At 39.6% G+C, this 13146-nt stretch carries 13 protein-coding genes; 8 read left to right on the top strand and 5 right to left on the bottom strand.

What is annotated here, in order from left to right:
• Positions 1–109: 109 nt before the first annotated feature.
• Positions 110–799: a spermidine synthase gene (locus PTUN_RS01555; protein ID WP_009837922.1), complete on the top strand. Its 690-nt coding sequence runs from the start codon at positions 110–112 to the stop codon at positions 797–799.
• Here the strand turns inward: PTUN_RS01555 and dtd are convergent.
• Genes dtd through PTUN_RS01540 form a run of 3 tightly spaced genes read right to left on the bottom strand, consistent with a single transcriptional unit; the run spans position 788 to position 3120 of the window.
• The gene (gene dtd / locus PTUN_RS01550) at positions 788–1225 is read right to left on the bottom strand and encodes a D-aminoacyl-tRNA deacylase (protein WP_009837921.1); all 438 of its coding nucleotides are present in this window, start codon (positions 1223–1225) and stop codon (positions 788–790) included. The two genes, PTUN_RS01555 and dtd, sit on opposite strands and share 12 nt — an antisense overlap.
• Positions 1226–1228: 3 nt before the next feature.
• On the bottom strand, positions 1229–2194 hold the full coding sequence (pip, locus tag PTUN_RS01545; protein ID WP_040643847.1) for a prolyl aminopeptidase: 966 nt from the start codon (positions 2192–2194) through the stop codon (positions 1229–1231).
• 41 nt (positions 2195–2235) lie between these two features.
• Positions 2236–3120: a virulence factor BrkB family protein gene (locus PTUN_RS01540; protein ID WP_009837919.1), complete on the bottom strand. Its 885-nt coding sequence runs from the start codon at positions 3118–3120 to the stop codon at positions 2236–2238.
• Positions 3121–3232: 112 nt separating this feature from the next.
• Here PTUN_RS01540 and PTUN_RS01535 point away from each other — a divergent pair, with 112 nt between their 5' ends.
• Positions 3233–3877 carry a DUF2959 domain-containing protein gene (locus PTUN_RS01535; protein WP_009837918.1) on the top strand — a complete coding sequence of 215 codons (645 nt, stop codon included), beginning with the start codon at positions 3233–3235 and terminating at the stop codon, positions 3875–3877.
• A gap of 75 nt (positions 3878–3952) precedes the next feature.
• Here the strand turns inward: PTUN_RS01535 and typA are convergent, their stop codons facing one another.
• A complete protein-coding gene (gene typA, locus PTUN_RS01530) occupies positions 3953–5773 on the bottom strand; it encodes a translational GTPase TypA (protein ID WP_009837917.1) in 1821 nt (606 codons plus the stop codon).
• Positions 5774–6295: 522 nt separating this feature from the next.
• Here typA and glnA point away from each other — a divergent pair.
• The 6 genes from glnA (at position 6296) to PTUN_RS01500 (ending at position 12554) form a co-directional block, all read left to right on the top strand.
• Entirely contained in the window at positions 6296–7702 is a 1407-nt protein-coding gene (glnA, locus tag PTUN_RS01525; RefSeq protein WP_009837915.1) for a glutamate--ammonia ligase, read from the top strand.
• Between the two features lie 131 nt (positions 7703–7833).
• A complete protein-coding gene (locus PTUN_RS01520; protein ID WP_009837914.1) occupies positions 7834–8355 on the top strand; it encodes a DUF4124 domain-containing protein in 522 nt (173 codons plus the stop codon).
• A 126-nt stretch (positions 8356–8481) separates the two neighbouring features.
• Positions 8482–9558, top strand: coding sequence for a nitrogen regulation protein NR(II) (gene glnL, locus PTUN_RS01515; RefSeq protein ID WP_009837913.1), 1077 nt, complete (start codon positions 8482–8484; stop codon positions 9556–9558).
• 25 nt (positions 9559–9583) lie between these two features.
• A complete protein-coding gene (gene glnG, locus PTUN_RS01510) occupies positions 9584–10972 on the top strand; it encodes a nitrogen regulation protein NR(I) (protein ID WP_009837912.1) in 1389 nt (462 codons plus the stop codon).
• A gap of 34 nt (positions 10973–11006) precedes the next feature.
• Positions 11007–11468 carry a Crp/Fnr family transcriptional regulator gene (locus tag PTUN_RS01505; RefSeq protein ID WP_009837911.1) on the top strand — a complete coding sequence of 154 codons (462 nt, stop codon included), beginning with the start codon at positions 11007–11009 and terminating at the stop codon, positions 11466–11468.
• A 93-nt stretch (positions 11469–11561) separates the two neighbouring features.
• Positions 11562–12554 (top strand): tol-pal system YbgF family protein, encoded by a 993-nt coding sequence (locus PTUN_RS01500; protein WP_009837910.1) that lies wholly within the window; start codon positions 11562–11564, stop codon positions 12552–12554.
• Between the two features lie 113 nt (positions 12555–12667).
• Here the strand turns inward: PTUN_RS01500 and PTUN_RS01495 are convergent, their stop codons facing one another.
• A complete protein-coding gene (locus tag PTUN_RS01495; protein ID WP_009837909.1) occupies positions 12668–13057 on the bottom strand; it encodes a YacL family protein in 390 nt (129 codons plus the stop codon).
• Positions 13058–13146: the final 89 nt, after the last annotated feature.

Raw genomic sequence — 13146 nt, 5'->3', positions numbered from 1 at the left:
AAAATCCACTCCACAATACAACAAAAGCTAACCAGTTAAAATAGCCTTCCAATTTGGCCTGTGCATAAAACGTGACACATGTAAAATGCTCTACTATCCTGATTAGACTATGAAATATGTGCAAGCCGATAAAGGCATTATTCACCCACACTTCATTGCCCACTGTACGGAGATCGGTCAACTGATCCATTGGCAAAAGCAATTAGGCCAAAACATACAAGTAAGGCAATATCAACAACTTAGATGGTTGTTGATCAATGAAGTACTGCAATCTGTCATCGAAATTGATGAACCGGATCATTTGTTATTTCCGCATTTACAAGTACTTGCAGATATTTGGCGTACCCTTGATGATCCAAGTTCTGTTCTTGAAATTGGCTTAGGTGCTGGCGCAATTCGTAATTACCTACAATTTCATTATCCAAATACCGAACTTATCACTGCAGAAAAAAACCCCGAGATTATCCATTGCTATAAAAAATATTTTGGCGGTCATGCATCAAATAATCTGCATTGCCAAGACGTATTACTCGAAATAAAAACGCCTCGCACCTTCGATTGGATAATCATCGATATTTTTAGTCAACTCGAAGCACCTGTTTTCCTATTTCAAAAACAGTTTTATGATGATTTAAGCCATATTTTGGCCGCTAATGGCCATTTATTTATTAACTTTTTAACCCAAAGTGACTCTCAGCTAACTCAACTTAAACGCTTATTGAGAGCCACTTTCACCAAAGAAGTGAAAATTGAAAAAATCTCAGGTTATACCAACCACATTTTATGGCTACACCTCTAAGCGGAACGTAACCGGACCGTCGTTTACTAAATGCACTTTCATATCAGCACCAAACTCACCCGTTGCGACTTCAATCCCCTTAGCTTGTGCTTGAGCAACAAAATAGTGATACAAACGTTTTGCTTCATCAGGTACAGCTGCCGATGAAAAACTAGGACGCATACCTTTTTTGGTATCTGCAGCCAAAGTAAATTGTGATACCACTAATAACTGGCCTTGCACATCAGATACACTTAAATTCATTTTGCCTTGGTCATCAGTAAAAATACGATAACCACAAATTTTATGTAATAGTTTATCGGCAGATTGCTCATTATCATGTTTTTCAACACCTAACAGCACTAAAATTCCTTGGTTTATCTCACCAATGACCTTATTTTCGACAACAACTTTAGCTTCTGTAACACGTTGAATAATTGCTTGCACTGCTTACCCTAATATTTTCAAATAACTTGATTTAGCTTTGCAATATAATAGATCAGCAGCGCTGCGCATAGCTTCTGCATAGCTATGATTTTCGGAACTATGCCCTACATCATTAAGAATATCTAAACGGGCATTCAAAGCTTGGGCCAATTCATAAACCCCAGCAAGTGGCGCAACAAAATCATGTCGGCCATGGATAAAGTGAATGGGTAAATGCGCGATTGCACCAACTTGGTTCAAAATGTAATTATCTTCAATAAAACAATTATTTAAAAAATAATGGTGTTCTAATATTGCAACATTAAGCGCTCTTTGAGTATCACAAATAAAGTACTGACTATTATGAGTCGGGTGTAACCCCGATAGAACTAGCTCCCACTCACACCATGCTTTGGCTGATTTTAATTTTTGTAGTTCATTGTCACTGTTAAAATCAGTAGCATATGCATCCATCAAATCCAAATAAGATAAATGACTTGGATTAAAGTGCTGATAGTAATCAGGAAAGAGCATCGCCCCCCCCTGCCTTCCATAAAGCCACTGTAAATCTTGTTTACGCGCCAAAAAAGTGCCACGCAGTAATAATCCTAATACTTTTTCTGGGGTTGCTATTGCATACAGCAACGCCAATGTCGCCCCCCAAGAGCAACCACTGAGTAACCAGGCTTTAATTCCAAGTGTTTTACGGATAATTTCAATGTCATTTAGTAGATAGGATGTTTGATTGAACTCTGTATGCAATTGTGGCGTTGAAAGGCCACAACCGCGCTGGCTAAATAAAATAATGCGATATTTTTGTGGATTAAAATAACGACAATCTAATACGTTTGCACCAGCGCCCGGTCCACCATGACATACCAATACAGGTACACCTTGTGGATTACCATATTCCTCCACATGGAGTTGATGCCCCTGCCCAACAGGAATATGGTAACTTTTAGCGTCCGTAATTTCATAAAGCGTAACCATAAATGTTGTACCCTCTGCCTGAGCATGCAACATCGAGCCTTTTATTGCGCGGATTCTGCTTCAGGCTTTGATAATGGCGCTTGTAGCGAATGTTGAATACATACCGTCACTTCAGCTCCAAGTAATACCACTATCCATGATAAATAAACCCATACAAACAAAATGGGAACCGTCGCAAGTGCACCATAAATAACTTCATAAGATGGAAACTCACTAACATACCTTGCAAAACCTTGTTTACTCAATTCAAATAAAATTGCGGCAAATACTGCACCCGGTAAGGCAGCCCGAAAAGGCACTTCAGTATTAGGCACTATGGTGTAGAGCAAGGTAAAAGTAAGTATAGAAATAAAATACGGGATCAGTGTTAAAATAAACCCGCTCAAGCCAGGAATACCCTGTTCAGCGATACTTGCAAGAGACAAAATGTATGATGTTACCCCTAAACTTGCCCCTAAAAGCACTGGCCCTAAAGTAAGCACCATCCAGTAAATTGCAAATGAAATCATTGGATTGCGTTTTTTATCAATTCGCCAGATACGATTAAGTGTACCATCAACATTGCGGATCAAAAAAAGAGCAACCACGACTAAAAAACCAACCCCTATCGTCGTCATCTTACTGGCATTACCTGCAAAGGCACCAATATGCTCACGAATAACTTCACTTGAAGTGGGCACAAAATTAGTAAAAATAAAGTTTTCAATCCCCTCTCTAAATGACTCAAACACCGGAAAGGCCGAAAAAATAGCAACTGCCACAGCCATTAACGGTACCAGAGAGAGCAAAGTAACATAGGCTAAATAACCCGCATTAACAGTAATTGCATCTTCTTGACAGCGTCTCACATACAGCTGCAGCCACGCATACAATTTAAGCAATATGCTATGCGTCTGTAGCCAATAATCTGATAATTTCCCGTGCATATTCGTATATTCTGTTATGATTTAATCTGTTATTGATAAGATATCATGCAAAGGCACAAATAACAGAGCTATGGCTAAAACATCTCTGTTTACAGAATAAAAAGGTCGACTAATGAAAAAGTTACTACTTACCACCTCTCTTGTCTTGCTATTAAGTGGCTGCCAAACAGCCTACTACTCTGCGATGGAAAAAGTGGGGATCCACAAGCGCGATATCCTCATCGACCGCGTAGAAGAAGCAAAGGAATCACAGCAAGCCTCACAACAAGAGTTTCAATCCGCTCTTGAACGATTAAGTTTATTGATTAATTTAGAGGGAGGTGAATTACAAACCGTTTATAGCCAACTAAACGATGACTATGAATCAAGCCAAAAAGCAGCAGATGACGTTTCAAATCGTATTGATAAAGTCGAAGATGTCGCTAATGCACTCTTTGTTGAATGGAATGACGAATTAGCGCAATACCAAAATCCATCTCTCAAACGTGAAAGTGAAAAAAAGCTTAACTCAACCAAGAGACAGTTTGAAAAACTATTAAAATCGATGCGCACATCAGAGAAAAAAATGGGGCCGGTGCTTGCTGCATTAAAAGATAATGTATTGTATCTAAAACATAATCTCAACGCACAAGCGGTCAGTGCCATCAAAGGTGAGTTTAATAATTTAAAACGTGATATTCAGTCGTTAATGACAGATATGAATAAATCCATAGCAGATTCAAATCAATTTATTGAGCAAATGAATAAGAGTAGCTAGTCGCTAACCCGATTATTTATTTTACTCATAAAAAAACCCGCTCATTAGCGGGTTTTTTAACTACTTTAAAAAGTATTATTTTGGTGCACGACCAGCACGTTTACGCTCGTTTTCTGTCAAATGACGTTTACGAATACGAATGTTTAACGGTGTTACTTCAACTAACTCATCATCAGCGATGAACTCAAGCGCTTGCTCAAGTGAATAGTTTAAGTGTGGTGATAACGTTTGCGCTTCATCAGTACCTGATGCACGAACGTTTGTTAACTGCTTACCTTTAAGTGCATTTACAGTTAAATCGTTATCACGGCTGTGAATACCAATAACCATACCTTCATACACTTCAACACCATGACCGATAAATAAACGGCCACGCTCTTGTAGGTTGAATAATGCATTTGTTAACGCTTTACCTGTTGCATTTGCAATCATTACACCGTTTTTACGAACACCGATCTCACCACCTTTGTGTGGACCGTAATGATCGAATGTATGGTATAACAAACCAGAACCAGACGTTAACGTCATGAAGTCTGTTTGGAAACCAATTAAACCACGACTTGGGATGATGAAGTCCATACGCATACGGCCTTTACCATCTGGAGACATATCACGTAATTCACCTTTACGAAGACCCAATTGCTCCATGATAGAACCTTGGTGCTCTTCTTGACAGTCGATAGTCACTACTTCAAACGGTTCTTGTAATTGACCATCAACAGTACGTAAGATTACTTGTGGACGAGAAACCGCTAACTCATAACCTTCACGACGCATGTTTTCAATTAAGATACCTAAGTGTAATTCACCGCGGCCAGATACACGGAAGCTATCTGGGCTGTCAGTTTCTTCAACACGTAACGCAACGTTGTGAACTAATTCTTTTTGTAAACGCTCAAGGATATTACGTGAAGTAACAAACTTACCTTCTTTACCACAGAAAGGTGAGTTATTTACCGAGAATGTCATTGTTACTGTTGGCTCATCAACACTTAGTGGCGGTAATGGCTCAACATTGTTTGGACAACAAACTGTATCAGAAATCTTAAGTTCACCAATACCAGTTACAGTTACGATGTTACCAGCATAACCACGGTCAGTCTCAATACGCTCAAGGCCTAAATAGCTTTGAACTGAACCAATTTTGCCATTACGTTTAGTACCATCAGCACTAATAATCGTAACTTGCTGATTCGGTGCAACAGAACCACGTTTGATACGACCAACACCAATTACACCTACATATGAGTTGTAATCAAGTTGCGAAATTTGCATTTGGAAAGCACCTTCCGGATCTGCCGCCGGAGGAGCAACTTCATCAACGATCATTTGGAACATAGGTTCCATGTTATCTGATGGTACATCTAAATCTAATGTTGCCCAGCCATTGATAGCTGATGCATAAATTACTTTAAAATCTAACTGATCATCAGTTGCGCCTAAGTTATCGAATAAATCAAAGATTTGATCCATAACCCAATCAGGACGTGCACCTGGCTTGTCGATTTTGTTGATAACAACGATTGGCTTTAGACCTTGCGCGAATGCTTTTTGCGTCACAAAACGAGTTTGTGGCATTGGGCCTTCTTGTGCATCAACTAATAGTAATACTGAGTCAGCCATCGAAAGTACACGCTCAACTTCACCACCGAAATCGGCGTGTCCTGGAGTATCTACGATATTGATATGGTAACCATTCCAAGAAATTGCAGTATTTTTTGCAAGAATGGTAATACCACGCTCTTTCTCAATATCATTAGAGTCCATTACACGCTCTTCGTTACCGCCACGTGTTGCTAATGTGCCTGACTGCCCTAGCAGTTTATCAACCAAGGTTGTTTTACCGTGGTCAACGTGCGCGATAATCGCGATATTTCTTATCTTTTCGATGCTCATATACTTACTCAGTAGAATTAATCCGGCTGATCCTAGTAGATCTACGCCCCCAATCTCGCAAATAATTATAGTTGCGAAAAATCAGCATAGCGTTTAAAAAAATGGTCGCATATTATCCCTTAATAATGGCAGGGATGAAAGTTTATCCAATATATATTTTTAGTTTTTCGACAAAAAAACACATTGTAATGACTTTTTATTACACAATTAGTGATGAATAACATTTAGTTAGTCTAATAAACTAATTTAAAACTATTTTTTGATTAGCGCAAAAACGTCATTAACAAATGCGAGATTCAAGTAAAGAATATTTTTTAGACTATAATATTGAGGCTGTTTTTTTGCACCAAATCTGTGCAGGAAGAGATCTTTATGGTGCAAAAACACTAATTCACTCAGAGAATAACAAGCTTAAAACCATTAATATCAATAAGTTAAAATAGTGGCACGCATTAAGCTTATAGTAAAGAAAATTGCAATTGCAAATAATACTTACAACACAACACACAGCTTGGAGGACACATGTCTCAATCAGTTTTACAGTTTATTAAAGATAACGATGTTAAATTTATTGATTTACGTTTTACCGATACTAAAGGTAAAGAACAACACGTTTCAATTCCACACCACCAAGTTGACGAAGATTTCTTTGAAGACGGTAAAATGTTTGATGGTTCATCAATTGCTGGCTGGAAAGGCATCAATGAATCAGACATGGTATTAATGCCTGATGCAAGCTCTGTAAAATTAGATCCGTTCACTGAAGAAGTAACTTTAATTGTTCGTTGTGACGTAGTAGAACCAGGTACGTTAATCGGTTATACACGCGACCCACGTTCTGTTGCAAAACGCGCTGAAGAATATATGCGTTCAACAGGCATCGCCGACACAGTATTATTTGGCCCAGAGCCAGAGTTCTTCGTATTTGATGATGTTAAATACAAAACAGACATGTCTGGCTCAATGTTCAAAATTGATTCTAAGCAAGCAGCTTGGAACTCAGATAAAGAATATGAAGGCGGCAATACAGGTCACCGTCCAGGCGTAAAAGGGGGTTATTTCCCAGTTGCTCCAGTTGATGATTTCCAAGATTGGCGTTCAGCTACTTGTTTAGTATTAGAAGAAATGGGTCACGTAGTTGAAGCACATCACCATGAAGTTGCAACAGCAGGACAAAATGAGATCGCAACTCGCTTCAATACCATGGTAACAAAAGCCGACGAAATCCAAGAAATGAAATATGTTATCCACAACATGGCTCATTTATACGGCAAAACAGCGACTTTCATGCCAAAACCTATCGTTGGCGACAACGGTTCAGGGATGCACTGTCACCAATCATTAGCAAAAGATGGCGTTAACTTATTTGCTGGTGATAAATATGCTGGTCTTTCTGAAGAAGCTATTTACTACATCGGCGGTATCATTAAGCATGCTAAAGCAATCAATGCATTCGCAAATCCAGCAACTAACTCATACAAACGTTTAGTGCCTCATTTCGAAGCGCCAGTAATGCTTGCATACTCTGCACGTAACCGTTCGGCGTCTATCCGTATCCCTGTTGTACCATCAGCTAAAGGTCGTCGTATCGAAGTTCGCTTCCCAGATCCAGCGGCAAATCCATATTTAGCATTCTCTGCAATGTTAATGGCTGGTCTTGACGGTATCAAAAACAAGATCCACCCAGGCGATGCAATGGATAAAGATTTATACGATTTACCAGCTGAAGAAGCAGCAGAAATCCCACAAGTTGCAGGTTCATTACAAGAAGCTTTAGATTGCCTAAGTGCTGACCGTGAATTCTTAACTCAAGGTGGCGTTTTCACTGATGATTTAATCGATGCCTATATCGACTTAAAAACAAAAGAAGTACAAAAATTAAATACTTCAACTCATCCAGTTGAATTTGAAATGTACTACAGCTGTTAAGTTAAAGATTTGTTTCAATGTGTGTTCCAAAAGCCTGCTTTGCAGGCTTTTTTTATAGCCAAAAAGAATTAGTTAATATACAGTTAATGGTTATAAAATAATAAATATAAACTCTAAACAAGGATTTTATCGTGGGGACACGCTTTATACTGCTTGCAGTATGCTTATGTTTATTTTCGCTTTCAGCCGTCGCCTCACAGAAAAAAATTTATGTTTGGCGCGATGCTAAAGGTGTATTAGTGTTTTCTGATACCCCACAAAAAAATGCTGAAGAACTCAACCTCAATGTCAGCAGTATTGACATGCAAGCGGTTGATACCAGTATTTTATATGAAGAAACCAGCACAACAACACCTGACACTGCAAAATTTGAGATTGAAATTACTGAACCGCAACATCAAGCAACGATCCGTGAAAACTCAGGGTCAGTTTACGTCAGTGGACGAGTCTCGCCTCGTTTTGAAAATGGTCTAAAGATTCAACTTTTCTTAGATGGCATTGCAACTAAAGAGCCACAATCCTCTTCTATTTTTGCGCTCAGAGATGTTGACCGTGGTGAGCACACCTTACAAATGCGCCTCATTGACAAAGATGGCAAAGAAATCAGCAAGAGCAAATCAATTATCATTTATCTGCACCGCAAAGGTCTTTAGTCATCAATTGACTACGTATTCACACTTATTTTGCCTTAAAAATAGCGTAACATCTTAAACTCAACGTCACTCTCGTTAGGCTATGACTAGTACCAGAGCCAAGTGACGCACTAAAATGGTGCAACGATGCGCAACAATAAAACACTCACTAAACAAGCATTACAAATTTTAAGTGAAAACTTAGCTACCGCAGTTATTTTACTTAACCAAGATTTACAGGTTGTTTATGCTAATGATAGCGCCAGTGAACTCTTTGCTTTAGGGCCTAAGCGCTTCATTGATCAGCAGTTTGAATCCCTTTTTAATTACCATACCATAGATGTAAAACGCATTATCAGCCATACATTAATAGAAGGTAGCGATTGCCATCAACATAGAGCTGACGCGGTTTTCCTCGATTCTCGCCATGCAAAAATCACCTTAAATTCTCGCCGTCTCATGCTCGAAAATCAGCCTTTCATTCTATTAGAATGCCGCGCACTCGATGATGAAATAAAACACGATAAAGCCTCTCATCAAATGCATCAATACATGGCTGCTCGCACGCTAATTCGTGGCTTAGCTCACGAAATAAAAAATCCTCTAGGGGGCATTCGCGGAGCGGCGCAATTATTGCAATACGAAGTCGATCAACAAGAACGTGATGAATGCGCAACTTTGATTATTGAACAAGCCGATAGGTTAACTGAACTTGTTGACCGTTTGCTTGGCCCGAATCAATTGCCTAAAAAAGCGTGGTGCAATATTCACCAAACCTTGGAGTCAGTGGTTAAACTCACCACATTAAGTAATCAAAGCAATATAACGTTGCTAAAAGATTACGACCCGAGTATTCCCGACATTTTTATCGATCAGGGAAAAATTCAACAAGTCGTACTCAATATTGTACGTAATGCGCAGCAAGCTTTAGTTGATGGCGGACAAATCACCTTGCAAACGCGTATTCGCCATCATATGCGAGTTCATAACAAAGCAATGAAAAACGCCTTGTTGATTAAAGTGTCGGATAATGGCCCAGGCATTGATAAAGCCCTGCGTGATACGCTGTTTTATCCTATGGTCACTAATAAAGAGGGCGGTTCAGGGCTTGGACTTGCCATAGCGCAAACCTTAATTGACCAACATGATGGGTATATTGAGTGTGAAAGCTGGCCGGGTCACACCGAATTTAATATTTATTTGCCATTTGCGAGCACCAAATAGCGCTCGCATCGTTTTGGAGTAAGACATGAAAACAGTTTGGCTGGTTGACGATGATGCATCGATACGCTTTGTTTTAGAAAAAGCTCTCAGTCGCGCAGGTTTTCAAACCGAAAGTTTTGCCTCGGCAGAATCCGTACTTAGCGCGTTAGAATATAACCAACCCATGGTACTCATTTCCGATGTACGGATGCCCGGCATGGATGGGATGACGTTATTAGAAGGAATTTGCAAAGAGCATCCTGAACTTCCCGTTATCATCATGACGGCGCATTCTGATTTAGATTCAGCGGTGCAAGCATTTCAAAAAGGCGCGTTTGAATATCTCGCTAAACCGTTTGATTTAAACGAAGCGGTAAACTTAGTTGAAAGTGCCTGCCGCGCCAATGCAAAAACTAAAACAAAACCTGCACAAGCAGAACAAAAAGCGCAAGATATCATAGGTGAAGCACCCGCAATGCAAGAGGTGTTTCGAGCCATAGGGAAACTCTCGGCATCGAGTATGAGCGTACTCATTAATGGTGAATCTGGGACAGGAAAAGAACTGGTAGCCGGTGCCTTACACAACCATAGCCCTCGTAAAGAAAAAGAATTTATTGCTCTGAACATGGCCGCTATACCAAAGGAATTAGTTGAGTCAGAGCTCTTTGGTCATGAGAAAGGCGCGTTTACCGGTGCCGATAGTGTCCGCAAAGGACGCTTTGAACAAGCCAATGGCGGTACACTCTTTTTAGACGAAATAGGTGATATGCCGCTTGATGTACAAACTCGCTTGCTACGGGTACTCGCCGATGGTGAGTTTTATCGTGTCGGTGGCCATCAAAGTATCAAAGTCGATGTTCGGATCATCGCTGCAACTCATCAAAATCTTGAAGAGTTAGTCAGCGCCGGAAAGTTTCGTGACGATTTATTTCATCGCCTAAACGTTGTGCGCTTAAAACTACCCGCTCTACGTGAACGCACCGAAGATATTGAAAAACTAGCAAATTACTTTTTAACTAAAAGCGCCAAAGAACTCAAAGTTGAAAGCAAAATATTAGCGCCAGATGCCACGAAAAAACTCAAAGCCTTTCACTGGCCAGGTAACGTAAGACAACTCGAAAATACGTGTCGCTGGATTACTGTGATGGCGCCGGGGCAAATAGTGACAGAAGCCGATTTACCAAGTGAAGTATTTGTCAGCGCAGTGAAAACAACACAATCGACTGATTGGTTAGAGCAGTTTCAGGTATGGTTTGATAATGAGCTTAAACAAGGCCGTGAAAATATCTGGCCCGACATTCAGGCCGAAATAGAAGTTCGGCTCATTAATACCGCATTAAATCATTGCCACGGCCATAAGCAAGATGCAGCTGTAAAAATAGGTTGGGGTCGTAATACACTGACAAGAAAGTTGAAGGAACGGAATTTAAACTGATAAGCTAGCACTTTAATTTAAGCTAGTGAACGATATGAAACTCATCGAAAATACGCCCTTAATCAAACGCATGGCGATCATCAATCGGCTCCCTTTTTTTAAAAGTTTTAGCTTAGATGAACGCCAAGTATTACTTGAATCTTTCTCGTCACTATTACTAGTCAAAAAAGATCGCTTTGTTTTCCAACAATTTGATAATGACAAAAGCCTTTATTTAGTCTTAAGTGGTGCATTAATGATGTTTCGCCACAATGATAAAGTTGAATTAGGTTTAGTTGAACCTGGTGAATTTATTGGCGAAGGCAGCTTTGTCAGCCAACGTCAGCGCAGCATTAATGCCAGAGCCTGTGAAGATACAATTTTACTCGCCATTTCATCAAGTGTGCTTTCTCGCTTACCAAGTGCCATGAAAGATAAGCTCAAAGATCAAATTATTATCGGTATGAGTCATCGAATTGAACAACTAAGCAAGCTACTTGAAGCCAAACAAAGTTAAACAAGATGCATATTAGACATCCCTCAAATCGGGAATTTTCATTTATTGTAAACACTGGTATGCTTGGCAAACAAAAAAACTGGATGTATCAGCATGAAAATTAAAATGATTTCGCTAAGTATTGCTCTGCTACTAAGTTTACCACTTAGTGCAAATGAAGCTGCATCCAGCCACTTAGTAAACCTGCTTGATAACCAAACATACACAGATGAATATCACGCGCTAGGTAACCTAAACGCCGCGCAGTTAACAGCAGTTACAAACATTGAACACGCCATCGAAAACGAAGATTTTGCGCAAGCCCACTCTTTAAGTGACCAATTATTACAAAGTGATCCTAATCTTGCCGCTGCACACTATTTAAAAGCAAAAACTAGCGTTGTAGAGGGTACAGACGCCCTATTGTTTTCTTACTCTTTAGCCCAGCAAGCCAAAAAACATTTTTTACTCGCCGAAAAACTCGCACCAACGAATGCTAAATTTAAGCTTGCACTCATGAGCTTTTATTTAAACACCCCAGCCTTTTTTGGCGGAAATGCCAGCGCTGCCGAAAACTTAATAGCACCCATTACAGCACTAAGCACTCACTACGGATTTTTAGCCAAACTAGCTTACAGTGCTGAGTTTAAAGGCAAAGAAGAGTTAGAAAAGCTCATAAGTGAAGCGCAGTCAAAACATCAAACAGATTTGACATTACAACTCCTACTCGGCTTAACACTTTGGCAAAGTCAACAACCGGATTTAGCAGAACAACAACTGCTATACCTTGATTCATTAGACGCCCGCTCGACAAAAGACGATGAAACAAAACAGCTGACGCGTTACTACTTAGGAAAATTTTGTTTAAAAAATAAAAGTGAACCAACAAAAGGCATCGACGCATTAAATGTGTTTATTCAAAACCATATTGGAAATACTGATGATGACTACCTACCCTGGGCGCACTACTATTTAGCGCAGCTATTGCTACAAACAGAACAACTAGAAGATGCAAAACAACATTTTAATTGGCTTATCAATCATCAAACTGATGAAAAGCTAATTAAGTTAGCAAAAAAGAAGTTAAAACAATTACCAAATACTTAATTTAAATAAACGGACCTTTAACGAAGACATTATCAAGAGGAACTTGGCGAAGTAATACACCACAGTTAGTTGCTATTAACATTGAAAATAACAGCTTTGGATAGATTTATTATTCAACGTTTGCTGTGGCAAAAACCAATAAACTCACACCACGCCTCAATCAGTGCAACAAAGTCTTCATAACCGCACACAGCAATTAGACCATCTTCATCAAGCATTAATGCATCATCTTGATATTGTGATAAATCCTCATCTTGGTGGTGCAAAATATTCGCCTCTAACAACGCCTCTGAGCGACTTAACGTCAAGGTCACTTCCTTGCCAAGTAATTGTATTTCATCTTGCTGAAGCGTTTTAGCTTGCGTGATTAACCCCAATAATTGGCCTAACTTTTCAGGATTAGTATTCATTTCTTCAGTCAACCAGCGACCAAACAAAGCCTGCTCGTCGTTAAACTTAGCCCGAAAACCAAAAATTGGATCGCGTATAAATTGATATTCCATAGATTCCCCCTAAAAAATGAGCGAGGAGTATAGCGGATTTAAGAACTGGAAGGAAAACGATCACCATAAAAAATGCCGCTCCCAGGTGA

Source organism: Pseudoalteromonas tunicata (genome assembly GCF_002310815.1).
GTDB classification, from domain to species: Bacteria; Pseudomonadota; Gammaproteobacteria; order Enterobacterales; family Alteromonadaceae; genus Pseudoalteromonas; species Pseudoalteromonas tunicata.
Note: the sequence above shows the minus strand (reverse complement) of the source record. Positions and strands in the feature narration are given on the sequence as shown.